Genomic DNA, 21,880 nt, shown 5'->3' with positions numbered 1-21,880 from the left:
TGCCGAACTTGTTACTTGGCGCGCTCGACAATGGAGTCGAGACGCCAACGCTTGGTCTTACTCAAAGGCCGAGTCTCCATGATACTCACAAAGTCGCCAACATGGGCGTCGTTGTGTTCATCGTGGACTTTGACCGTACGAGTGGAACGTACAACCTTGCCATACAAGGGGTGGGTGGCGCGCTGCTCAAGTTCCACTGTGATCGTCTTGTCCATCTTATCGGACACGACATACCCACTGTGGGTCTTGCGGAAGTTACGCTCTTGCTTTTCAGCCATCGCTTACTCCTCCTCTTTCGTTTCATTCTGCTCAGGACGCTCAGAGAGCCCAAGCTCACGTTCGCGAAGGATGGTGTACATCCTCGCGACATCGCGCCTGACAGCCTTAAGCCTCGAGGAGTTGTCGAGATTCCCGGTCGCACTTTGGAAGCGCAAATTGAACAGCTCTTCCTTTGACTTCTTGAGGAATCCCTCAATCTCCGCGTCGGTCTTCTCATTGAGTTTTTCGACGGTGTAATCTTCGGTTCCGACTGACATCAGATGTCACCACCCTCTCGCGCGATAATGCGGCACTTCATCGGAAGCTTATCAATCGCCCTGCGAAGCGCTTCCCTTGCTGTAGTCTCATCGACGCCACCGATCTCGAACATCACACGACCAGGATGCACATTGGCGATCCAGAACTCAGGCGTACCCTTACCGGAACCCATTCGGCTTCCCAAGGCATGCTTGGTCAACGGACGGTCCGGGAAGATCGTGATCCACACGCGACCGCCACGCTTGATGTAACGGGTCATGGCGATACGTGCGGCCTCGATCTGACGGTTGGTGACATAGGCAGGAGCCAAAGCCTGAATACCGAAATCACCGAACGAAATCTCGTTGCCGCCCTTGGACATCCCACGACGCGCGGGGCGCTGCTGTTTACGATATTTTGTCCTCTTTGGGATAAGCATATCCGCTCACTCCTTCACTTCTTGAGGCTGCGCGGCATCGTTTGCCGGTGCAGTCTTGGCTGCCGGAGCCGCCGAAGTCGACGCACCCGCATTGGCGGGAGCTCCCTGACGATCGTTCCTCCGCGGACGACGATCCGAGTTGCGACGAGAACGAGCATTGCCGTTGTTGGACTGCGCCTGCTGCTCATCAAACTGCTTCTCGGTCATATCGCCCTTGTAGATCCATACCTTGACACCGATGCGGCCATAAGTCGTCTTGGCCTCGAAGAAGCCATAGTCGATAAGCGCACGAAGCGTCTGCAGTGGTACACGACCTTCACGGTAGAACTCGGAACGGCTCATCTCGGCGCCTCCAAGACGTCCGGAGAGCTTGATTCGAATGCCCTTGGCACCTGCCCTCATCGCATCCTGCTGAGCTTTGCGCATGGCACGACGGAACGTAACACGTGCGGTGAGCTGTTCGGCGATTCCTTGGGCGACGAGCTGGGCGTCAATGGCGGCGTTCTTGACCTCGAAGATATTAAGACGAACCTGCTTGCCTGTGATCTTCTCAAGTTTGGCACGCACGCGCTCAGCTTCAGCGCCACGACGGCCGATGATGATGCCCGGGCGGGCAGTGTGGATGTCCACGTTCACACGGTCGCGCGTACGCTCGATGTTGATGCGCGAAACACCGGCACGCTCGAGATCTTTGTTCATGGCCTTGCGGATCTTGTCATCCTCGAGCACAAAGTCACTGTAACGCTCACCGGGCTTGACTGAGTCGGAGAACCACTTGGAACGATGGTCCTCGGTGATGCCCAGGCGGTAGCCTAATGGATTGATCTTCTGACCCATCAGCGGGCTCCTTCCTTGCTGGCGACAACGACAGTGATGTGGCTGGTGCGCTTGTTGATGCGACCGGCTCGACCCTGTGCACGAGCACGGAAACGCTTGAGCGTCACGCCCTCATCCACATAGGTCTCTTTGACCACCAAATCGTTCTCCTTGAACGGTTCGCCAGCTTGTTCAGCCTTGACTCGCGCGTTCGCGGTTGCGCTCTTCAAGACCTTGAGCACCGGATCCGATGCGTCCTGCGGAGCGAATTTCAAAATGGTCTCGGCTTCCGTTACATGCTTGCCTCGGATGAGGTCGACCATGCGGCGAGCCTTGCGAGGCGTCACGCGTACGTGACGTGCAATTGCCTTAGCTTCCATAATCTATCTCTTCCTTTAGTGGCGGGCTGCTTTTTTGTCGTCATGCACGTGACCACGGAAGGTCTTCGTGGGGGCGAACTCGCCGAGTTTATGACCAACCATGGATTCGGTTACGAACACCGGAACATGCTTGCGGCCATCGTGAACAGCAAAGGTCATACCAATGAAATCAGGTGTGACCATGGAGCGACGCGACCACGTCTTAATGACGTTGTGCGTGCCCTTCGCAATCTGCTCGTCGACTTTCTTCTGTAAGTGGGCGTCGACGAATGGGCCCTTCTTGATGCTACGAGTCATCTTTTCGACACTCCTACTTACGGTTCTTACCATTTGGACGACGCCGAACAATCATCTTGTTCGAAGCCTTCTTCGGATGGCGGGTGCGGACCTCGCCCTTGCCCCATGGAGACACAGGCGGCTTGCCACCGCGAGTGGTACCACCATGCGGATGGTCGACCGCGTTCATGGACTCACCACGAGTGATGGGCCTGCGGCCAAGCCAACGTGCGCGACCAGCCTTGCCAAGCTCAATGTTGGCGTGATCGGAATTGCCGACCTCGCCTACAGTGGCACGGCAACGAGCATCTACGTTGCGAATCTCGCCAGAGGGCATGCGCAGCTGCGCCAAAGCGCCGTCCTTTGCCACAAGCTGTACGCCTGCGCCGGCGGAACGCGCGATTTTCGCACCGCCCAAAGGACGAAGCTCTATCGCATGCACGATCGTACCGGTCGGGATATTACGAAGCGGAAGGTTGTTGCCCGGCTTGATATCAGCCTGCTCGCCGGTCTCCACGACATCGCCCTGCTTCACGCCCTCGGGCGCTATGATGTAGCGCTTCTCGCCATCTGCATAATGCAGCAGCGCGATGCGGGCCGAACGGTTGGGGTCGTACTCGATCTGAGCGACCTTTGCAGGTACGCCGTCCTTGTCCCAACGCTTGAAATCGATGAGACGATACTGGCGCTTGTGACCGCCACCGCGGTGACGTGAAGTCACGCGACCGTATGAGTTGCGACCACCGGTCTTCTTGAGTTTGCGTACCAACGACTTCTCGGGAGTGGAGCGCGTAAGATCGGAGAAATCCGAAACAGACGCACCACGACGACCCGGAGTCGTCGGCTTATATGCGCGAATAGCCATAATGTAGTTCTTCCTTTGACTTTCTCGGCTAAATCGTCAGTTACCGAAGATGTCGATGGTCTGCCCCTCGGCTACGGTAACGATTGCACGCTTCTGATCGGCGCGCTTTCCGAAACCGGTACGGGTACGCTGACGCTTGCCCGAACGGTTGAGGGTGTTGACGTTCGTCACCTTCACTTTGAAGATTTGCTCTACCGCCTGCTTGATCTGTACCTTGTTCGCATCAGGGGCCACCACAAAGGTGTACTGCCCGCGATCCGAACCTGCATAGCTCTTTTCAGAGACGACAGGCTTCAAGATGACGTCATGAGCCGGCTTACGAATGGCAACCATGTTTTCAGGCCTCCTTGGGTTCGGTCTTAGCTGCGACGAAGGCATCAAAGCCTTCCTTGCTGAAGACGACGTACTGGGCGACGACCGCATCGTACGTGCTGAGCTGATCTGCGAACAGCACATGAACCGACGGAATGTTACGCACGGAAAGCCACTCGTTGCTCTGGTCGCGACCGAGCACCACAACGGTGGACGCAGTGCCGCAAACCGGGGCGAGGGCGGCCACCGCAGCCTTGGTTGAAGGCGCCTGTGAGACACCGAAATCGACCACGGCGACATGACCTGCGTTCGCACGATTGGAAAGCACGTAGCGCAAGGCACCGGCCTTCATCTTCTTAGGAGTGCGCTGGCTGTAGTCGCGCGGAACCGGTCCGTGAACGACGCCGCCATGCACCCACTGAGGGGCACGAGTGGAACCTTGACGAGCACGACCAGTGCCCTTCTGCTTCCATGGCTTCTTGCCACCACCGGAGACTTCACCACGAGTCTTGACGGCATGCGTGCCTTGGCGAGCAGCGGCGAGCTGTGCGGTGGCCACCTGATGAATCATCGGGATATGAGCCTGCACCTCTTCATCGCTGAAACCGAAGATCTCAGCAGGGGCTTCCACTGTGCCAGCGGACTTGCCCTTGGCATCCGTGACCTTGAATGTTACTTTTGCCAATGTGATCACTCTCCCTTCACGGCGTTGCGAAGCAGGACGATGCCACCCTTGGGCCCAGGCAGGGCACCCTTGATGGCAATGATGCCGTTCTCCACGTCGGAGGAGACGATAGTGAGGTTCTGCACGGTCTTGGTGTTCTGACCCATGCGGCCAGCCATACGCTTACCCTTCAGAATACGGCTCGGAGTGGCGCATGCGCCCACTGAACCGGGACGACGCTCGTTCTTATGAGAGCCGTGAGTACGACGATAGGACTTGAAGCCCCACCGCTTGATGGTGCCTGCGAACCCTTTGCCCTTCGTGGTTCCCGTGACATCGACCTCGGATCCGTCAGCGAAAAGCTCGGCCGTTAGTTCCTGACCCGGCTTGTAGCTTTCGGCGTCCTCGGTGCGGACCTCTACGAGGTGACGACGCGGAGTGACACCCGCTTTTGCGAAGTGACCGGCCATCGGACGGGTCACCTTGCGCGGATCGATCTGGCCATAACCGAGCTGGACGGCGCAATATCCATCGCTCGCCTCAGACTTGACCGCTGTAATCACGTTCGTGGACACATCCACCAGCGTAACGGGAACGAAGAAGCCTTGCTCGTCCCAGACTTGCGACATGCCGAGCTTACGACCCAGCAGCGCAGTGCGATTTGCTTTCTGTTTTGCCATGCTTCTCCCCTCCTTACAGCTTGATCTCGATGTTGACATCTGCTGGCAAATCGATATGCATCAATGAATCCACGGCTTTCGGAGTGGGATCTACGATGTCAATGAGGCGCTTATGCGTGCGCATCTCGAAGTGCTCGCGAGAATCTTTGTATTTATGAGGAGAACGAATTACGACGAATACGTTCTTCTCGGTAGGCAGAGGAACCGGGCCCACAACTGTGGCACCCGCGTTCGTGACCGTGTCGACGATCTTCTTGGCCGACTGGTCAATGACCTCGTGGTCATAGGACTTAAGCCTGATGCGGATTTTTTGTCCCGCCATTGCCGTCCGCCCTTTCTTGCGATTCGTTAATCATTTACCAACCCATTTAAGGACACCGGCGTACACGACCCTGAACAAAAGCTCAAGGCCGAGCCACATCAGTGTGCAACACTTCGGCCATTTTCCGGACATTATCCGAAAACATAACTGCGGTCGCACTCGCTATTTGGATAACAATTTGCGAGCCCTAAAACAGGCAACTGTTCTATTAAACCACCCCGGGGCTACTTTTTTCCCGGGTGTGTCGCCGTTTTCGCCATCCTTGTCACGACTCAACCGCCCAGGACACACTTCGCAACATAGCGGGGCGGCATGGGAATTTCCCATATCGCCCCGCCGGTAATGGAGAGCCTGTTATCGACCCCTCAGCGATCGGAGGCCTCCTGCGTCGCTTCCACCCCTTCACGCTCGGTACGCATACGATGCCCTTCTTCCTGTGAAATGCCATAGTAGGCGGCGATCGCGATGTCCTTCATATCCTCGATCATGGGGACGCGCGGATTCGCCGGAGTGCACTGGTCCTCATAAGCTCTCATGCCTATATGGTCGAGCAGCTCCCAATAGCGGCTTTCATCGACTCCGCACTGTTGGAAACAGGAATCCATACCCAATTTGTCGTCGCGATAATCTTCGATTGCACAGGCAAGATTCTCCACACCCTCCTCGGGGGTGGCACCTGGTTCGACGCCTATCTCGCGCGCGAATTCCTGGTAGCGTTCAGGCGCTACATAGTGGTCGTATTTCGGCCAACTGGTCGGGTCGCTCGGAATCGAACCGTTATAACGGATGACATACGGAAGCAGGATGGAATTCACCTTGCCGTGAGCCACGTCGAAAAGTGCACCGATTGTGTGGGCCATGCCATGGCACATGCCCAGGAACGCCGATCCGAAAGCCATACCCGCCATCGTGGCGGCATTGTGCATTTTCTCCTGCGCCTTGATCTTGCGCTCTCCCGGCTCGGCATTGACAGAAACGTCAAGATTGTCCCAGATGAGCTTGGCTGCGTGGAGCGCCATCCCGTCTGTAAAATCGTTCGCATACACAGAGACGTACGATTCAACACAATGAGTGAGGGCATCGAAGCCGGTATTGCAAGCCAAGGTCCTGGGCTGCGTACGGGCCAGAACAGGGTCGACGATGGCAACGGACGGCGTCAGCGCATAATCCGTGATCGGGTATTTATAACCGGTCTTGTGATCTGTGATGACCGCGAACGGCGTCACCTCAGAACCTGTACCGGAAGACGTGGGAACACACACCAGCTTCGCCTTCTTGCCCAGCGGAGGAATGCGGAAGGCGCGCTTGCGTATGTCAAAGAACTTCTCACGCACGTCGTCGAAGGAAATCTCCGGGTGCTCGTACAGCAGCCACATGACCTTCGCTGCATCCATCGGTGACCCGCCTCCTATGGCGATGATGGTGTCGGGCTGGAATTCCTCACGCATCATGGCCGCACCGCGTTCGACGGTATCAATGCTCGGCTCAGGTTCGACATAGTCGATGATGCGGAAGGTGACGGTATTAGGTCGCGCACGCAGCTGGTCGATGACCTTGTCAATGATTCCAAGCTGCTCCATGATCTTGTCACAGACGATGACCACGCGCTGGATGTTGTACATGTCGCGAAGGTAACGGATGGCATTGGGTTCGAAATAAGTCTTGGCCGGCACCTTGAACCACTGCATGTTGTTGTTCCTCCGTGCAATACGCTTTACATTGATAAGATTGACCGCCTGTACGTTACCTGAAACGGAATTCCCTCCATATGAACCACAGCCCAGCGTCAACGAAGGCGCGATGGAGTTATAGATGTCTCCGATTCCTCCCAACGATGACGGCTGGTTCCATATGATTCGGCAAGCATGCATCCTCAGGCCGTATTCGCGTACCAGATCCTGGTTGTTGGTATGGATCACGGCGGTGTGTCCGGCACCGAACTCGAGCATCTGCTCGCACATGCGGAACCCTTCCTCCTTGTCGTCGGCGCGGAGCATGGCATGGACCGGGCAAAGCTTCTCCAGCGTCAGAGGCTCTTCGTCACCGACCTCCTTGCACTCGGCGATGATAATCGTGGCGTCCTGCGGAATCTCAAAACCGGCTTCGTGAGCGATGTATTGCGGAGATTTGCCGGGTACCACGGAATTGAGTTTGGGATGACCATGAGAACCGGCGGTGCAGCCGAACATATACCGCTCAAGCTTGGCTTTTTCCTCGGAATCGACGAAATAGGCCTTGCGCCGGCCAAGCTCCGCTGCGAGCTCGTCATAAACGTCGCTGCGGGCGATTATGGCCTGCTCTGTAGCGCAGATCATACCGTAATCAAAATGCTTCGAAAGCACGAGATCATTGGCGACACGAGCCACGTCCACGTCGGAATCCACATAAGCAGGGGCATTGCCGGCGCCGACGCCTAGGGCAGGCTTACCGGACGAGTACGCGGCCTGAACCATGCCTGGCCCGCCAGTGGCAAGAATCGTAGCCACGTTCGGATGCCTCATAAGGGCATTCGTGGCTTCAATGGAAGGATGCTCGATCCATTGGATGCAGTTTTCCGGAGCCCCCGCCGCAATTGCAGCATCACGGACTATGCGGGCTGCCTCCACCGAACATTGCTGAGCGCTCGGGTGGAATCCGAATACGATGGGACAACGGGTCTTCAAGGCAATCAGCGACTTGAATATCGCCGTCGACGTGGGGTTCGTCACGGGCGTGACGCCCGCAACCACGCCCACCGGCTCGGCCACCTCATCAATGCCGAGAACGTCATCCTCCCTGATAATGCCGACAGTTTTCTGCCCCGATAGATAATGCGTCACATGCTCGCAGGCGAAGATGTTCTTGGTGGCTTTGTCCTCCACCAAACCTCGACCGGTCTCATCGACCGCCATCTTCGCCAGCACCAGATGCTTATTCAACGCCGCGACGGACGCCTTAGCGACGATGCGATCGACCTGCTTCTGATCCAATCGCTCAAACTCGTCCAACGCCTTCAAAGCGCGCTGCACCAAGACATCGACCTCGTCAGTGGCCGCATGCCCAGCATCCAATTCTTCCGAACGTTGCCCCTTTGCAGCTTCCATTGACGCAGTCTTACGTGTCGAAGCTGAATGCTTTGCAGAAGTACTCCCCATGATTCTCCTCGATATCAGTTGACCAACACTTCGTCCACTCGAATCCATGCACTTGTCCGTACATCACCAATCTCGTGCAGACACCGCACATACCCGTCGAATGTGACTTATATGACAATATAATGAGGTACGCCGAAGGTAACAAAATGTTGTGTTTTGTGAGCCTTGGAAAGTCTTTTATAACATATTCGCACAGATTTGTTCATTTCATTGCTGAATATGTGTATAAGCTCAGTCTAATATAACTAATTCATCACAAATACGAACAAAAACAAGTTTCCCCAAAAGAAAATGTTATCGCTAACATAGCCGTATTTGCGAGGATTGCCACCGTCACACTTCTCTATGACATTCTCCGGTCGCTCCGTCACCACGCACGTCTTCCAAGGTCGGAGCACGAGAACACCACCGTTCAGACAATCTGACAGAACTCGATAATCTCTCGATTGGGACCATACACATTGGAATAACGGATTCCGTTATTCCAAAACGTGGGGATGCTCCGCACCTGCGAATCCTTCAGCTCAAGCCCGAGGGCCTTCGCGTTTTCGAAGGCCGCGTCGATGTCCGGGGTATCCAACGCCCAGTGGTTGATGGCGCCATCACGCATGGCCACCGAATCACCTTCCCATGTCTCTATCGTGAGGCAGCCGTAACGAAGGAATGCACAACGGTTCTGCCCATTGGGGTAAATGCCAACCAACTCAAAGCCTAACTTCTGGGTGTAGAATTCAATCGTCTCATCCAGATCCTTCGCCGGCATCCCGGAATGCTGAAAATCGGTGACGTATGCGGACATCGGCGTCATAACAACCCCCTATGGCTCTCATTCGGCAGACTGCGGACTCAACCACAGATCCAGCTCGGTTCAAATCGGTCATATGACCCAGATACGACACAGCGTATGCCACACACCTGACTACAGACCACTGCTGCTAACAACGACCACCGCCGGTCCGCGAAGGCTCGGAATCCAGGTTTCATAAAGCAATGAACGAATTCTGAGTGACCGCATTGGCACCTTGAACAGGATACCAACTGCGAAATTGCACATAACAACGCAAAACGTCGGTCTCGAAACCAAAGGTTCCAGGACCGACGAATCAACGTACGGCAGATGCCGCACGAAACAAAATCAACGCTTCGAGAACTGCGGAGCGCGACGTGCCTTGTGCAGACCAGCCTTCTTGCGTTCCACGACACGCGCGTCGCGGGTGAGGAATCCGGCCTTCTTCAGTGCGGGACGATTGGCCTCACGGTCGATTTCGTTCAAGGCGCGGGCCACGCCCAGACGGATGGCTCCGGCCTGACCCGTGGTACCGCCACCATCGACCAGAACGGTGATGTCGAACTTGTTCTCAAGCTTGAGCAGGACGATGGGCGAATTGACTTCGCGCTGCTGAAGGCGTGAGGGGAAGAACTCCTCAAGCGTGCGTCCGTTGATGCTCCAGTTGCCTGAGCCGGGGGTGAGACGCACACGCGCCACAGCCTCTTTACGACGACCGGTGCCATAGCCCGGCGCAATCTGCGAGGTGCCGGTGCCGGCACCTTCATTGGTTTCCGTAGTATAGCTCGTCAACGTCTCTTCGCCGGCCTCGGTCTCTTGAACTTCGGAGTTTTCGGTATTTTCAGCCATGATGTATTTCTCCTCTCGGTTCACTTGACCTGCTGGGAGATCTTTTCAATCTCCACAGGCTGGGGCTTCTGGGCTGTGTGCGGATGCTCGGCGCCCGCAAACACGTGCAGACGACGCAGTTGTACGGCTGCGAGCTTGTTCTTGGGAAGCATTCCCTTCACCGCCGACTCGATGATGCGGCGGGGGTTCTTCTTAAGCAAATCGGCATAAGAATCCTCACGCAGACCACCTGGACGGCCTGAATGCGAATAAAGCACCTTGCTGAGCTTGTTGCCGGTCAAGGCAATCTTCTCGGCATTGATGACGATGACATGGGCACCGGAATCGGCATTGGGTGCGAATGTCGGCTTGTTCTTACCGCGAAGCAATATGGCCGCGGTAGTGGCAAGCCTGCCCAATACGACGTCGCTGGCGTCAATGATGTACCAGTCGTGAGTCAGATCAGCTGGCTTCGGTGTGAAAGTTTTCACGAGTGTACCTTTTCCTTATATTGTGTTCCGGGTCGATGCCTCGCTGTAGCAGAAACGAAACCTCGACCTCATGTTCCGTGGGCTCCCTGAAAGTCCTCGAGTGCGAGTGGGAAAGCGCTTTGAAGGACCCCGTAGGAAACACAACAACAATTAATTATACAGGTCATCTAGACCAACCGCGACACTGGAGTGGGAAAGCCGTACCCGACTCGCGCATACGACAACATGCATCTCACGTCAAGAAAAGAAATCATTCATCCGTGCTTAGTAGACGTTGCCGAAAGCCCATACGCAATCCCTCATCATGACACCACTCAGCAAGCGCCCTGAGCAGTCTGCCGACCTGACAAGCCGTCCTCACCGAGCCGGGTCCTCGCGATGTTCGCCACCACCGCCGATGGGTCAGCACTCAATCGGTGCAATGTCTGCTCGCAAGCCGTCGGATTGCTTGCAACCGCCCTACGAACCATACACGTGAGTATGGCGGGGGCATCCTGGTAAGATTCGACTCCCATAAGCGCAAGGAAATCAAGAGTCTCGGCACTCGTACGCACATCTTGTGCACCTTCGAGCCTCATCTTCCAAGAGGTTTGGGGATTATGCAACGCGGCTTCGCGAACGTCGCCGTCCCGATCTTTCGTAAGCCTTCCGACAAGCCAATTCTTATCAGACTTGTTCGCTGCGACTGCGATACGAACCTGCGGTGAATCATCTTCCGAAAGTTTGACGAGAATATTGGGGAAAGGCATCTTCTCGCCCAAGTATATGCGATCTTCCAAAGGCGTATGCGGGTTGCCGGCCACCGCTTCAAGCAAAGCGGTGGCGCGAGAGAATGCGGCCTGATCCGTCCTCGGCGGCAATTCGCGACGAGCAAATTCACTGAGTTCGACCGGATCAGTCGAGTGTCGCAACCGTTCATAGCTGTCGGTCAACGCCTCCGAGGCCGAACCCGAGCGATCGTCCGCGGAACCATCACGGACTCCTGCCGCACTGTCTTGCGCATCCTGCTCGTTGTCTTTGCCTTCAATCTTGCTTCCATCCATATCCTCATTGTAACCGCCGCTTGCACCCAGATACCGATATGAAGATGTGAATACCGATCGACCTCTTGAACCGACTCCACGACGAAATACGCATGCACGATCCTGTATCCGGACGTTTCTTTACGGTAAGGGCTTCTAACACCGTTGCGGACCCACAACCCGCGCTCGCGGATTTCACACCGAATCAAAGTTGGACACCACGGTTCACCTCACAGGTATGAGCGATGCACGGGCACTGAAAGCATCTTTGACACTATCGAGAAACGATCCGACGCAACGGGATGGCACAGAAACCGTCATGGTGACCCTTGCATTGAAATCGCGGTCCAGGACCTCACCATCGAAATCAGCCAGGACTTGATCGAACTTACCGATCCAAGCGTATTCAAGCGTGACCCGATATGTCTTTCGAGGTACGATCTCAACGGTTCGGGCCCGTTTCAACGCCATCGATGCTGCCGTCGAATAGGCGCGAATCAAACCTCCCGAGCCCAACAGTACGCCACCGAAATAGCGTGTCACCGTGACCACGCAATCGGTCAACCCATTGGCACGAAGAACATCAAGTATTGGTTTACCTGCGGTTCCGGAAGGCTCGCCGTCATCGCACATGCGCTCATTGGCCGCATTCAAGGCAGCTCCAACAATTGCCGCATAGGCCGTATGCCGCGCCTTGGGGTGCCCCTCACGGACGGCATCAACGAAAGAAACCGCCTCACCCAAAGAATCGACATGGCAGGCTTCACCGATGAACTCAGACTTACGTTCGATAAAAGCATCATGGGCGGGGGCGGAAGACACATCCTCAATCGTGAAAAAGGCGGAAGCCGAGGAATCGTACTCCATCGAAGACCCTGAAATCCGCGTCATTCTGCATCTCCTATAGCATCAACGGCATCATGGACGCCGATCCGTCCCATTCCTTCTTCACTATAGCCGCAGCTACACGCCACAGGAGAAGTCATGACGAAAAGCAGTTCCCACAAGCAGCTAAAGGCAGAAAGCCGCACAACAGAAATAGGTAGGGCAAAACCCTGGTGCAACCTTCCGGTGCTTTGCCGTACACCACGACAAAGCACCGGGCCGATCAGAAAGACCAAACGCCTTACCAAACCTCTTAGTCTCCTTCCTGATATGTTGCTATGATGCTGTACATGGAGATAGCAACTCGACGGCTTGTCTTACGACCTTGGAAACACGATGATCCGAACGAAGCGAGGTCTCTGTATCGTTTCGCCAGCGACCCGCAGATCGGGCCGCGTTGCGGATGGATGCCCCATACCAGCGAAGCCGACAGCCTGGATCTCCTGAACCACGTATTGACCGGCCCGGAGAACTACGCCATCACCCTCCGCAACGGACAAGACGGCGGGTCGCCAGCCACCAGGATCGCGGCTGGCGACCCCATAGGCAGTATCGAACTCAAGGAGACGGGGCCGAACGACCACGCCACTTCATACGTACGTGAAATGCTCGACGCCCACGAACTCAAGAAAAACGTGAACGAAGACGACGTGAGACGTTTGCTCGACCACTCCGAACACGACTTGGTGCTCGGCTATTGGATCGGCCGACCGTTCTGGGGACAAGGGCTTATGACCGAGGCTCTTGAAGCCATGCTGCAACGCGCCTTCGGGGAAAACGGTCTGGGAGCCAACGCCGTGTGGGGCGGGCACTATGTGGAAAACATCGGCTCCGGGAAGGTTATGGAGCACTGCGGGTTGTGGCCAGTGGGTCGAAAGAAAGACGACTACTTCAGACAGATCGACGAACACCACGACTGCGTGCTGCGCGTCATCACGCGCAAGGAGTGGGAGCAGCGCGTACAAGCACAGTGATAGACCCAAGCCTACAGGCCCTGCACGAAGTGCCACTAAATGGCACAAAATGCAGCGGTCATGGGAATCAGCTATAAAGTGGCACAAAATGCAGCAGACCCACACCCCACCATATCCAAGGCGGGACCCGACCAAACGACACACATCAAAAAAGCAGCCAGCCAACCTGCGCAGCCCTCTGACGCATAGCCCACAAACCGAAACCACGCCGTTTTCGACATAGAAAGGACTTCCAGGAAATTCCCAGAAGTCCTTTTGGCGGAGCCGGAGAGATTCGAACTCTCGAACCGCTTACGCAGTTAACACCTTAGCAGGGTGCCCCTATCGGCCGCTCAGGCACAGCTCCGTGTTGTACATGCAGAGCGAATCAACACCCTTACTTGACAACGAGCACTAGTATATCATCGATTCGCGACCACAGGCCATAAACACCCGACTCGGCGTGGCGAAAAGACCCTCCAATCATCAGGACACCGCCACCCACGCGAACGCCATGGCCGCCTGCCACGTACCGGGAACGCCTGTCGACCCAAACGTCGGAAAATAACAATGTCCTCCCCTGAGGGAGGACATTGCAAGACCGTGAGCGACAATCGTCGCCGAAAGGGTCAACGTTTGAAATCAGAGCTTGGTCACGGAAGTGGCCTGAAGGCCCTTCTGTCCCTGCTCGAATTCGTACTCAACTTTGTCACCATCATCGAGTTTCTTGAAACCGTCACTCTGAATGACGGAATAGTGAACGAAAACATCCTCAGAACCGTCATCCGGGCTAATGAATCCATAACCCTTGCCAGCATTGAAGAATTTCACAGTACCTGTAGCCATAATAAAACCACTCTCTCATGTCAAGCGACGGAAAACGATAAGGAAAGCAGACTTCCTGTTTCCTGCTCCGACAGCTTATGCAAGAGTATACAAGGTGGTTATGTAAATTATGCGATTCAACACGCCCGAAATCATACAAAAAGACACAAATTTTTATTTTATACAATTCTAGCTAGACAGAAAAATATAAAACGCCATATTAATGCGAATGTCAAACGATACCCGCGACCGCAGAACGACTCACGCCCCACGCACTGACCGATCAGTTCAGCAGAACGACGGTGATAGGCGCGGCTATGCCGCTTTGCTGCTGCACCACCGGTATGCCGAGCGCCTGCGCCACATCATCCGCAGTCACCTTATCGGATTCGTTCTGGTACCAGACGACGGACGTGGAAGGCGCAGGACCGGAAAGATTGCCTACGGTAACATTCGCATATCCCGACTGGTTCAATATGGACTGCCTGCTCGCGGCATGACCTGCGATTCTGGTGCCGTTGACGATGCGTACGACGGTCTGCTTGTTCGCAGTTGGCGCCGGTGCCGGAGCGGGCGCCGGCTGCGGCGCAGCCGCGTTACTGGCCGCATCGTCCTTCTTGGTCTGTTCGCGCTTCTTCGCCTCACGCTTGCGCTTGGCTTCCTCGCTGGTGGAACGGGATTTCTTCGCGTCCGTACGAGTGGCCTGCGAAGCCTCACGCGACTGCGACCAAGGAAGCTTCATCGAATACAACTCGCCCGAATACATGCCCCAAGCCAAGAGACCCGCCAAAACGGCGATGATGACCACGGCGATGTAGGGAAGCAGACGGGACCACAGGGAAGTCTTGCCCTGATGAACACCGACGGGACCTTCCGGCGGATTGTCGAATCCATCCTTGCTATACGACTCGTACGTGTTTTTTTCGTCGCGTGCCATAGGTCCTTGCCTTCCAACCACCGTAATATGTTGCGAATCCAAATTATACCGCCCAGCACAGCCAACATCAACGATCTTTCCCGCCGTGGATCAAGGCCTGCGACCAGGGAACGCACGCACCGACGCCTTCGGGAACGTCTCTTCTGCCGTCGTCGGCGCCATGGGATGAGAAGAAGTGAAACATACGGGCGGACCGCTGCCACGACTCGGAAGCAGACCGATCTTCGGACAACATAGAGACTGGAACATAAAGTGTAGGCATGGAACAAAAGCACATTAAACCGATTTCGGAGCTCATGGACCCGGGGTGGGCGCAAGCGTTGTCATCTGTGGAACCGGACATTCATCGCATGGGCGATTTCCTGAGAGCTGAACTCCAGGCCGGACGCCGCTACCTGCCGGCGAACCACGACATCCTACGGGCCTTCACCATCCCCTTTGAAAGCATCAAGGTGCTCATCGTCGGGCAGGATCCCTACCCGACCCCCGGCCACCCCGTGGGCCTGAGCTTCTGCGTATCCCCTGATGTCAACCCCATCCCCAAAAGCCTGCAGAACATCTACGTCGAGATGAACCACGATCTAGGGGTGGCAATACCCGGCAACGGCGACCTCACCCCTTGGTGCGCCCAAGGGGTGATGCTGCTCAACCGATGCCTCACGGTACAGGTGGGCCGACCGAACAGCCACCACGGCAAAGGGTGGGAGCATATCACGGACGAGGCCATCAAGGCGCTGAACGCGAGAACCGACGGGAACGGACACGCCAAACCGCTGGTGGCGATTCTTTGGGGACGGAACGCACAAAGCCTCGAACCATTGCTCACAAACGCCTTCGTCATCAAATCACCACACCCCAGCCCGCTTTCGGCATCGCGCGGGTTCTTTGGCTCAAGACCCTTTTCAAGAGCCAACGCCGCCCTCGAAAGCATGGGTGCCTCGAGCGTCGATTGGCGCCTTCCCTCATAGAAAATTGGCGCCTTCCCTCATAGAAAATTGACGCCTTCCCTCATAGCAGCTAGAGTGCACCGGCGCATCTCCGCTCCGATTACTATACTGTTGTGAACGAGGCTCGTTCGCCAGTAACGCCGTGCTCATGTGAAGCATTTCACCGATCACGATAAAGAGCCACTGAAAATACAAGCTACAAGCAAAGCGGTGTGAAATCATATGGCATTATTACCACCTCGACCTCAAGTACCTCACCAGCCACAGGCAGCAGGCGGACAGAACTCCGGACAGCTCAACGTCCAACCTCCCATCCAGACCACGCAGAGCGCCTTGAGCGCACAGGACCTCAGTCGTGCGAAGGCCCTTTCCGACCGTCTCAGGGCGCGTTTCGCCACCTCACTGGTGGGTCAGGAAAGCCTGCGGGAAGCCCTCATCACCACCATGACGGCCGGCGGGCACCTACTCATCGAATCGGTACCAGGGTTGGCAAAAACGACGGCGGCGCAGATTCTCGCCTCTTCGGTTTCCGGTTCCTTCAAACGTGTGCAATGCACGCCGGATCTCATGCCCTCTGATTTGGTGGGAACGCAGATCTTCGACTTCGCCAACCAGAGATTCCACACCGAGCTGGGACCAATCCACGCCAATTTCGTCTTGCTGGACGAAATCAACCGTTCCAACGCCAAAACGCAATCGGCCATGCTTGAGGCAATGGCGGAAGGTGCCACCACCATAGGAGGCAAGCGCATACCTCTGCCAAAGCCGTTCATGGTGATAGCCACGCAGAACCCGATTGAGGAAGAGGGTACCTACACTCTGCCTGAAGCGCAGATGGACCGTTTCATGATCAAGGCCGTGATGACGTATCCAAGCGCCGACGAAGAGCAGCGAATGCTCGGCATGCTCACACAACGTGGCAGCGACTCCTTGGAGCCAAGCCAGATGGGTCAGGAGGCCCTGAGCAACCAAGACGTATTGTTCCTGCGCGACGCCGCCAAGCGCGTGCATGTTTCGGACTCGATCATGGGCTATGCCGTTGATCTGGCCGCAACCTCACGGGGCATGGGGACCAGACCGATACCAGGGCTCGCCTCCCTGGTCCGTCTGGGCGCAAGCCCCAGAGCTTCGATCGCACTGGTGCGCATGGGCCAGGCCAAGGCCTTGTTGAGTGGTCGGGACTATGTCATTCCCGAGGACCTCAAGGCGTGTGCGCACGACGTGCTGCGTCACAGAATCATGCTCACCTTCGAGGCGCAGGCCGACGGCACCAGCACCGATGATATCATCAACACCATCGTGGAAACGGTGCCGGTGCCATGAGCACGGGCTTCACGAAGACGGCAGGACGAAAGAACGGAAAGACAAATGGCATGCCTTCGAAACTGACGTTGAACCCGTCAACGCGCAAACGATTAGAACAGGGAAACCTCCCGACGCCGATGATCCCGATGGGCTCGTCTTTGTCCGACCAATCGATTGCGGTGCGCAGGAAAATAGAGACCCTTGCGACCACGCTGAACCTGCCCACCGTGCGGCGCGCATTAGGCGCACTTGAGGGGGAACACCCTTCCAGCCGTGGGGACGGCGGCGCCGACCCCATATCGACCCGAGACTACACCGAGGAAGACGAGGCGAGGCTCATCGACTGGAAGCTCAGCGCCAGAACCGGACGGCCGATGATCACCGATCGGGAACGGCTGGTGACCTCGCGTATCTGGCTCATGCTTGACGTGGGCATACAGATGAACGGAGCCTGCCCTTCGGGCGAACGGGCTTGGGAAGTGGGGGCAAACGCATTGAGCATGTTCGCGGCCCTCAGCTGCCGCCGCCATGACACCATCTCACTGGTTCTGGCAAATAACCGCGCGATAACACGCATTCCAACCAAGGGCGGACTTGCGCAATTCGAACGTGCACTGGACAAGGGGCTGGAACGCATGCCGAACGCTGAAGGCAATCTTGACGCGTTGATCGCCTACGCCAACGCCCATACGGACGATGGCTCCATGGTCGTCATCGCCACCGATGAGACCTCCCTCGAGGAACGACACATCGATCGATTACGGGCCATCGGCGTCAACCACCATCTGACCATCATCGACATCGCGACACTCAATCCATTTGCTCCGGCGCCCACTCCCGGAACCACGGTGACGGATGCCTATTCGGGACGCAGAATTCCGGCATTCATGAAGGACGCAAAAGCCGCCGACGAAGTGAGGACACACCGCGAATACGTGGCGGCACAATTCGACAAGGAGCTTCGCGGCCTGGGTGCATCCACCCTACGGGCCTCCGGCAGCATCGCCATGTTCGACAATTTCGTATCAATGGTCTCCGCTTCGCTGAAATACAGCCGAGCGAACGGACCGAGCCTTCTTAGTAAGACGGGAGGCACAAGTCGGTGAATCAAATACCAACGCGGACGCTCACGCGTGCATTCGCACTTGCCAACGAACCGGCACCTACGCCCAACGGCCTGATACAGACCCCTTCGTGGCTCATCGCCGCGACGGCGGCCCTATTCCTGGTCTGTGCGGCATTGGTGACGGCGGTCATCGTGCTGTCGCTTCCGAAGCGAACGCCGCAGCGCCGCAGGTCGCGCGGGGCTCACACAGGCGACAATGACAGACGGGCATGGCACCAGCGCATCAGCGCAATCGTCGATGCCAATGCCCAACACGAGACAGATTACGAAGAAGCCATGGACGCATTGGCCAAGGTGGCACGTGATTTCGCCTCCAGCACGACTGGCCGTGACCTGGGTTCAAGGACGTTGCTTGACATCGCGCGTGAACCGCACACACAGGATGCCAGTCACGGCATGGGCTTGCTCAAAGCCACGATAAACGCCCTTTACCCGCCACAATTCGCGGACCATACCCGGGCATATACGGAAGAAACCAGCGTGGAGCAGGCCGGTGAATGGGTGAGTGACCTTGTGGATAGGTGGCGCTGACATGATGAATGCATTCGCTTGGCACTGGCCGTGGCTCCTGGCCATTGGTCTGATCGCGGCGCTGGCCGCCGCGGCGGTTTCGTTCTTTCTGTCCGGACGCGCAAGACGCGGCTCCGCCCAGGCACCGGTGTTCGATTTGGAACAGGATTTCAACACCGAGTACACCTCGGGAATGCTCCGGCAATGGCGATGGTACAACCGCGTCGCCGCTGTCGCGCTGGCGGCGGCGCTCATCCTGTCGGTTTCACTGGCTGCACGACCCTCGCAAGTGGGATCAGACGAGGAACGCGCCGGAAGCCGTGACATCGTCCTATGCCTCGATGTCTCCCCATCCATGCTCGCCTATGACCACGCCGTCCTGGAAACCTACCAACGGCTGGTGGCTCAGTTCAAAGGCGAACGCATCGGACTGAGCATCTTCAACTCGACGTCACGGACGCTTTTCCCGCTGACCGACGACTACGACATGGCCTCGTCTCAAATAAAATACGCCTCCGACGTGCTCGGCAAGGTGTCCGACCAGGACAAAATTGACAAGATGGACGCGAAGACCTCACAGGATTTTTCGGATCTCATCGAAGGAACGCAGAACCGCAAGGACATGACCTCGCTCATTGGCGACGGGCTGGTCAGCTGCGCCGCCATGCTGCCAGGATTCACCTACGGATCTAACGGACGTGGTTCGTCAGAGTCCGGTGGACCCACGGAGCAACGCCCTAAATCCATCGTCTTGGCAACGGACAACGTTTCGGGCAAGTCGACCTACACGCTCAAGGAGGCCCTGGATCTGACTAGCAAAGCCAAGATTGGCGTCGACGGACTATATTCAGGGGCGCAGACATCCAAAAACGACAAGACCACACTCGACATGAAGCGCCAGATCGAATCGCATGGAGGCACGTTCTCAAGCGCCGGCACAGGCCCCCAAGCCATCGACGCAATAGTCGAAAGCATCGAAAAGCATAAGGCCCGGAGCCAAGATCAGGCACGAAAGGCCTCGATGCTCGACACACCCGGCTGGTGGACACTGGCGTTGGCGTTGGCGGTCTGCATCTGGATATCTATGACATGGAAGCTGAAACGATGATGGGTGACTCAATGCAAAGCACGACCCAGATCCCCGCTCGATCCGCCGCCGGCCTGCCGCAAATGGAATTCACCCCGACCCTGGGGTGGCCGGTCGGCGGAGTTCTGGCCGTGTTGATGATACTGGCGGCAGTGGCATGCGTGTTCGTCTATGTGCGAACAAAACAAGCTGAACGTGACGGCCACGGCGCTGCGAGCGACCAGACACTCTGGGGCTGTGTGCGTCGCACGCTGATCTGCCTCATGATTGCGATGATGACCCTCACCCCGAGCGTGCAGCAGCCCACACGAACAAGAGCGGTGAACGCCACCGATGTAGTCGTTGCCACGGACGTGACAGGGTCGATGGCAGTCAAGGACGCCCGGTACGGCACACAGGACAGCGTGCGCAGAATCGATGCCGCACATGCCGCCATCGACGATTTGACCGGGCTCTATCCTGACGCCAGTTTTTCGGCCTTGCGCTTCGGGGCGTCAGCCAGCGTTGACGTTCCTCTCACACCCGACACGCAGGCTGTTCGGGACTGGGCGGCGCACCTAGAGCCTGAGGCCACCGCTCTTTCAGCGGGGTCATCGCTCGATGCGCCCATCGACCAGCTTCTGGTACACCTCAAGTCCATCAGGACCAGAAGGGCCCACGACACCATCGTGTTGTACATCATCACTGACGGCGAGCAGACCTCACCGAAGGCACGCCGGTCCTTCTCATCGCTGCGTCAGTATATCGACGCGGCCTTCGTTGTCGGCGTCGGGTCGAGCCAAGGCGGAAAGATCCCGGAAATCACCTCCCAGCCAAAAGACCCCACGGATTCTCAAGACGGCAGCGGAAAGGGGAACGAATCCGAACACTGGGTCAACGACCCCACGACCGGGCAGCCCGGCATATCGGTGATGGACAAGAAGTCCCTGGAAAGCATCGCAGATGAGCTCAGTGGCAAAACGGTGTTCACGGGCCCTGATTCACGCCTGGACAAAGGCGATGCGGTGCGACGGTCGCGTCAGTGGCACATCAATGACACCTACAAACGCCATGAACGCCTCAACCCCATCGTCTGGCCGATGGCGATCGTGACGGCCGTTTTGCTGTGCTTCGAACTAGGCGCGTGGATTGCAACGTCAAGGAGACTGATATGAAAGTCGATGCGAACAACGCCCACCAGACGCCATCAACCAGCCCCTCCCCTACGGGGAAGGCTCCACGGGCTGCGCTCTGTGTACGAATCGTACTCGCTGTCATCGCCGTGTTGGCCCTCCTGGCCGCTGCATGCGCCTGCGTGAACATTGCAGCCATCGACACCTACAATCAGGCTACACAAAGATTGGAACTCGGTATCGCTGAGGCGAAAAGACCAGACGCGGATCTGAACAACGTTCTCAACGAGGCCCAACAGACACAGGCTCAATACGATGAGGCACGTCGCTTCAGACCCATACTCGCCCGATCGTTATCGACCAGAATCGACGAAAACGTGGACGTCACGCAGCACCTTGCAGCCGCCACGCGCCGTAAGCTCGCTGAGAACAAGCGCCGGCAAACGAACAATGCCAACGGTGGCGGGACGAAGCAACAGGCGCGTAATGGAATGAACGATGAGAGCGCACGCCACCAAGGCCTGACGGAGGAACAGCGGCAGGAGGTGGAGCGTGTTCTCAAAGCGAACCAGGGGGCGACGAGCCAGAACGACAAGCCGAATCAGCCGCGTCCCAAGGCCGGCGATACCGATGCCAAACCTTGGTAAACCACGTTTACGGC

At 56.8% G+C, this 21,880-nt stretch carries 27 protein-coding genes and 1 tRNA gene; 8 read left to right on the top strand and 20 right to left on the bottom strand.

The window, feature by feature from the left end:
* Window positions 1-11: 11 nt before the first annotated feature.
* From rpsQ to BBOMB_RS07170, 17 genes are all read right to left on the bottom strand, one after another.
* A complete protein-coding gene (rpsQ, locus tag BBOMB_RS07250; RefSeq protein WP_044087810.1) occupies window positions 12-278 on the bottom strand; it encodes a 30S ribosomal protein S17 in 267 nt (88 codons plus the stop codon).
* Between the two features lie 3 nt (window positions 279-281).
* Complete coding sequence (rpmC, locus tag BBOMB_RS07245; protein WP_044087809.1) at window positions 282-536, bottom strand: 50S ribosomal protein L29; 255 nt, start codon at window positions 534-536, stop codon at window positions 282-284.
* Window positions 536-955: a 50S ribosomal protein L16 gene (gene rplP / locus BBOMB_RS07240; protein WP_044087808.1), complete on the bottom strand. Its 420-nt coding sequence runs from the start codon at window positions 953-955 to the stop codon at window positions 536-538. Before rplP ends, rpmC begins: the two co-directional genes overlap by 1 nt.
* A gap of 6 nt (window positions 956-961) precedes the next feature.
* Entirely contained in the window at window positions 962-1,792 is an 831-nt protein-coding gene (rpsC, locus tag BBOMB_RS07235) for a 30S ribosomal protein S3 (RefSeq protein WP_044087807.1), read from the bottom strand.
* On the bottom strand, window positions 1,792-2,151 hold the full coding sequence (rplV, locus tag BBOMB_RS07230; RefSeq protein WP_044087805.1) for a 50S ribosomal protein L22: 360 nt from the start codon (window positions 2,149-2,151) through the stop codon (window positions 1,792-1,794). The genes rpsC and rplV overlap by 1 nt, the downstream gene beginning before the upstream one ends.
* A gap of 15 nt (window positions 2,152-2,166) precedes the next feature.
* Window positions 2,167-2,448, bottom strand: coding sequence for a 30S ribosomal protein S19 (gene rpsS / locus BBOMB_RS07225; protein ID WP_044087804.1), 282 nt, complete (start codon window positions 2,446-2,448; stop codon window positions 2,167-2,169).
* A 13-nt stretch (window positions 2,449-2,461) separates the two neighbouring features.
* Window positions 2,462-3,292, bottom strand: coding sequence for a 50S ribosomal protein L2 (gene rplB, locus BBOMB_RS07220; RefSeq protein ID WP_044087803.1), 831 nt, complete (start codon window positions 3,290-3,292; stop codon window positions 2,462-2,464).
* A 36-nt stretch (window positions 3,293-3,328) separates the two neighbouring features.
* A complete protein-coding gene (rplW, locus tag BBOMB_RS07215) occupies window positions 3,329-3,625 on the bottom strand; it encodes a 50S ribosomal protein L23 (protein ID WP_044087802.1) in 297 nt (98 codons plus the stop codon).
* Window positions 3,626-3,629: 4 nt separating this feature from the next.
* A complete protein-coding gene (rplD, locus tag BBOMB_RS07210; RefSeq protein ID WP_044087840.1) occupies window positions 3,630-4,289 on the bottom strand; it encodes a 50S ribosomal protein L4 in 660 nt (219 codons plus the stop codon).
* Window positions 4,290-4,294: 5 nt separating this feature from the next.
* A complete protein-coding gene (rplC, locus tag BBOMB_RS07205; RefSeq protein WP_044087801.1) occupies window positions 4,295-4,948 on the bottom strand; it encodes a 50S ribosomal protein L3 in 654 nt (217 codons plus the stop codon).
* Between the two features lie 13 nt (window positions 4,949-4,961).
* Window positions 4,962-5,270, bottom strand: coding sequence for a 30S ribosomal protein S10 (gene rpsJ, locus BBOMB_RS07200; RefSeq protein WP_044087800.1), 309 nt, complete (start codon window positions 5,268-5,270; stop codon window positions 4,962-4,964).
* 365 nt (window positions 5,271-5,635) lie between these two features.
* Window positions 5,636-8,353, bottom strand: a complete 2,718-nt coding sequence (gene adhE, locus BBOMB_RS07195) for a bifunctional acetaldehyde-CoA/alcohol dehydrogenase (protein WP_044087839.1) — start codon at window positions 8,351-8,353, stop codon at window positions 5,636-5,638.
* A gap of 463 nt (window positions 8,354-8,816) precedes the next feature.
* Complete coding sequence (locus tag BBOMB_RS07190) at window positions 8,817-9,212, bottom strand: VOC family protein (RefSeq protein WP_414133087.1); 396 nt, start codon at window positions 9,210-9,212, stop codon at window positions 8,817-8,819.
* 327 nt (window positions 9,213-9,539) lie between these two features.
* Window positions 9,540-10,040 carry a 30S ribosomal protein S9 gene (rpsI, locus tag BBOMB_RS07185; RefSeq protein ID WP_044087838.1) on the bottom strand — a complete coding sequence of 167 codons (501 nt, stop codon included), beginning with the start codon at window positions 10,038-10,040 and terminating at the stop codon, window positions 9,540-9,542.
* A gap of 20 nt (window positions 10,041-10,060) precedes the next feature.
* Window positions 10,061-10,510 (bottom strand): 50S ribosomal protein L13, encoded by a 450-nt coding sequence (gene rplM / locus BBOMB_RS07180; RefSeq protein WP_044087798.1) that lies wholly within the window; start codon window positions 10,508-10,510, stop codon window positions 10,061-10,063.
* Between the two features lie 314 nt (window positions 10,511-10,824).
* The gene (locus BBOMB_RS07175) at window positions 10,825-11,553 is read right to left on the bottom strand and encodes an AbrB family transcriptional regulator (protein ID WP_044087797.1); all 729 of its coding nucleotides are present in this window, start codon (window positions 11,551-11,553) and stop codon (window positions 10,825-10,827) included.
* 204 nt (window positions 11,554-11,757) lie between these two features.
* On the bottom strand, window positions 11,758-12,423 hold the full coding sequence (locus tag BBOMB_RS07170) for an IMPACT family protein (RefSeq protein WP_414133086.1): 666 nt from the start codon (window positions 12,421-12,423) through the stop codon (window positions 11,758-11,760).
* Between the two features lie 284 nt (window positions 12,424-12,707).
* Between BBOMB_RS07170 and BBOMB_RS07165 the strand changes: the two genes are divergently transcribed.
* A complete protein-coding gene (locus BBOMB_RS07165) occupies window positions 12,708-13,391 on the top strand; it encodes a GNAT family N-acetyltransferase (RefSeq protein ID WP_044087796.1) in 684 nt (227 codons plus the stop codon).
* Between the two features lie 256 nt (window positions 13,392-13,647).
* Here BBOMB_RS07165 and BBOMB_RS07160 read toward each other — a convergent pair.
* From BBOMB_RS07160 to BBOMB_RS07150, 3 genes are all read right to left on the bottom strand, one after another.
* Window positions 13,648-13,737: transfer RNA gene (locus tag BBOMB_RS07160), tRNA-Ser, on the bottom strand.
* A gap of 275 nt (window positions 13,738-14,012) precedes the next feature.
* Complete coding sequence (locus BBOMB_RS07155; RefSeq protein WP_044087795.1) at window positions 14,013-14,216, bottom strand: cold-shock protein; 204 nt, start codon at window positions 14,214-14,216, stop codon at window positions 14,013-14,015.
* A 262-nt stretch (window positions 14,217-14,478) separates the two neighbouring features.
* Window positions 14,479-15,132, bottom strand: coding sequence for a LytR C-terminal domain-containing protein (locus BBOMB_RS07150; RefSeq protein ID WP_044087794.1), 654 nt, complete (start codon window positions 15,130-15,132; stop codon window positions 14,479-14,481).
* Between the two features lie 260 nt (window positions 15,133-15,392).
* On the opposite strand from BBOMB_RS07150, the gene BBOMB_RS07145 reads away from it, so the two are divergent.
* The 7 genes from BBOMB_RS07145 to BBOMB_RS07115 all read left to right on the top strand — a co-directional run bounded on the left by BBOMB_RS07145 (window position 15,393) and on the right by BBOMB_RS07115 (window position 21,866).
* On the top strand, window positions 15,393-16,100 hold the full coding sequence (locus tag BBOMB_RS07145) for a uracil-DNA glycosylase (RefSeq protein WP_044087793.1): 708 nt from the start codon (window positions 15,393-15,395) through the stop codon (window positions 16,098-16,100).
* A 201-nt stretch (window positions 16,101-16,301) separates the two neighbouring features.
* Window positions 16,302-17,402 carry an AAA family ATPase gene (locus BBOMB_RS07140; RefSeq protein WP_044087792.1) on the top strand — a complete coding sequence of 367 codons (1,101 nt, stop codon included), beginning with the start codon at window positions 16,302-16,304 and terminating at the stop codon, window positions 17,400-17,402.
* Between the two features lie 128 nt (window positions 17,403-17,530).
* Window positions 17,531-18,490, top strand: a complete 960-nt coding sequence (locus tag BBOMB_RS07135; RefSeq protein WP_044087835.1) for a DUF58 domain-containing protein — start codon at window positions 17,531-17,533, stop codon at window positions 18,488-18,490.
* Entirely contained in the window at window positions 18,487-19,041 is a 555-nt protein-coding gene (locus tag BBOMB_RS07130) for a hypothetical protein (protein ID WP_052377582.1), read from the top strand. Before BBOMB_RS07135 ends, BBOMB_RS07130 begins: the two co-directional genes overlap by 4 nt.
* A 1-nt stretch (window position 19,042) precedes the next feature.
* Complete coding sequence (locus BBOMB_RS07125; RefSeq protein ID WP_044087791.1) at window positions 19,043-20,128, top strand: VWA domain-containing protein; 1,086 nt, start codon at window positions 19,043-19,045, stop codon at window positions 20,126-20,128.
* 53 nt (window positions 20,129-20,181) lie between these two features.
* Window positions 20,182-21,261, top strand: coding sequence for a vWA domain-containing protein (locus tag BBOMB_RS07120; protein WP_414133090.1), 1,080 nt, complete (start codon window positions 20,182-20,184; stop codon window positions 21,259-21,261).
* Window positions 21,258-21,866 carry a DUF6466 family protein gene (locus tag BBOMB_RS07115; RefSeq protein WP_044087790.1) on the top strand — a complete coding sequence of 203 codons (609 nt, stop codon included), beginning with the start codon at window positions 21,258-21,260 and terminating at the stop codon, window positions 21,864-21,866. Before BBOMB_RS07120 ends, BBOMB_RS07115 begins: the two co-directional genes overlap by 4 nt.
* Window positions 21,867-21,880: the final 14 nt, after the last annotated feature.

Origin of the sequence: Bifidobacterium bombi DSM 19703, from assembly GCF_000737845.1 — a bacterium.
Taxonomy (GTDB): domain Bacteria; phylum Actinomycetota; class Actinomycetes; order Actinomycetales; family Bifidobacteriaceae; genus Bifidobacterium; species Bifidobacterium bombi.
The sequence above is the reverse complement of the archived record's forward strand: the minus strand, read 5'-3'. Positions and strand labels throughout refer to the sequence as shown.

Bases quoted from the DNA above. Each gene is read 5' to 3' on its own strand.
- rpsQ (WP_044087810.1), bottom strand. From the start codon at position 278: ATGGCTGAAAAGCAAGAGCGTAACTTCCGCAAGACCCACAGTGGGTAT.
- rpmC (WP_044087809.1), bottom strand. From the start codon at position 536: ATGTCAGTCGGAACCGAAGATTACACCGTCGAAAAACTCAATGAGAAG.
- rplP (WP_044087808.1), bottom strand. From the start codon at position 955: ATGCTTATCCCAAAGAGGACAAAATATCGTAAACAGCAGCGCCCCGCG.
- rpsC (WP_044087807.1), bottom strand. From the start codon at position 1,792: ATGGGTCAGAAGATCAATCCATTAGGCTACCGCCTGGGCATCACCGAG.
- rplV (WP_044087805.1), bottom strand. From the start codon at position 2,151: ATGGAAGCTAAGGCAATTGCACGTCACGTACGCGTGACGCCTCGCAAG.
- rpsS (WP_044087804.1), bottom strand. From the start codon at position 2,448: ATGACTCGTAGCATCAAGAAGGGCCCATTCGTCGACGCCCACTTACAG.
- rplB (WP_044087803.1), bottom strand. From the start codon at position 3,292: ATGGCTATTCGCGCATATAAGCCGACGACTCCGGGTCGTCGTGGTGCG.
- rplW (WP_044087802.1), bottom strand. From the start codon at position 3,625: ATGGTTGCCATTCGTAAGCCGGCTCATGACGTCATCTTGAAGCCTGTC.
- rplC (WP_044087801.1), bottom strand. From the start codon at position 4,948: ATGGCAAAACAGAAAGCAAATCGCACTGCGCTGCTGGGTCGTAAGCTC.
- rpsJ (WP_044087800.1), bottom strand. From the start codon at position 5,270: ATGGCGGGACAAAAAATCCGCATCAGGCTTAAGTCCTATGACCACGAG.
- adhE (WP_044087839.1), bottom strand. From the start codon at position 8,353: ATGGAAGCTGCAAAGGGGCAACGTTCGGAAGAATTGGATGCTGGGCAT.
- BBOMB_RS07190 (WP_414133087.1), bottom strand. From the start codon at position 9,212: ATGACGCCGATGTCCGCATACGTCACCGATTTTCAGCATTCCGGGATG.
- rpsI (WP_044087838.1), bottom strand. From the start codon at position 10,040: ATGGCTGAAAATACCGAAAACTCCGAAGTTCAAGAGACCGAGGCCGGC.
- BBOMB_RS07175 (WP_044087797.1), bottom strand. From the start codon at position 11,553: ATGGATGGAAGCAAGATTGAAGGCAAAGACAACGAGCAGGATGCGCAA.
- BBOMB_RS07170 (WP_414133086.1), bottom strand. From the start codon at position 12,423: ATGACGCGGATTTCAGGGTCTTCGATGGAGTACGATTCCTCGGCTTCC.
- BBOMB_RS07165 (WP_044087796.1), top strand. From the start codon at position 12,708: ATGGAGATAGCAACTCGACGGCTTGTCTTACGACCTTGGAAACACGAT.
- BBOMB_RS07155 (WP_044087795.1), bottom strand. From the start codon at position 14,216: ATGGCTACAGGTACTGTGAAATTCTTCAATGCTGGCAAGGGTTATGGA.
- BBOMB_RS07150 (WP_044087794.1), bottom strand. From the start codon at position 15,132: ATGGCACGCGACGAAAAAAACACGTACGAGTCGTATAGCAAGGATGGA.
- BBOMB_RS07145 (WP_044087793.1), top strand. From the start codon at position 15,393: ATGGAACAAAAGCACATTAAACCGATTTCGGAGCTCATGGACCCGGGG.
- BBOMB_RS07140 (WP_044087792.1), top strand. From the start codon at position 16,302: ATGGCATTATTACCACCTCGACCTCAAGTACCTCACCAGCCACAGGCA.
- BBOMB_RS07135 (WP_044087835.1), top strand. From the start codon at position 17,531: ATGGGCTCGTCTTTGTCCGACCAATCGATTGCGGTGCGCAGGAAAATA.
- BBOMB_RS07125 (WP_044087791.1), top strand. From the start codon at position 19,043: ATGATGAATGCATTCGCTTGGCACTGGCCGTGGCTCCTGGCCATTGGT.
- BBOMB_RS07115 (WP_044087790.1), top strand. From the start codon at position 21,258: ATGAAAGTCGATGCGAACAACGCCCACCAGACGCCATCAACCAGCCCC.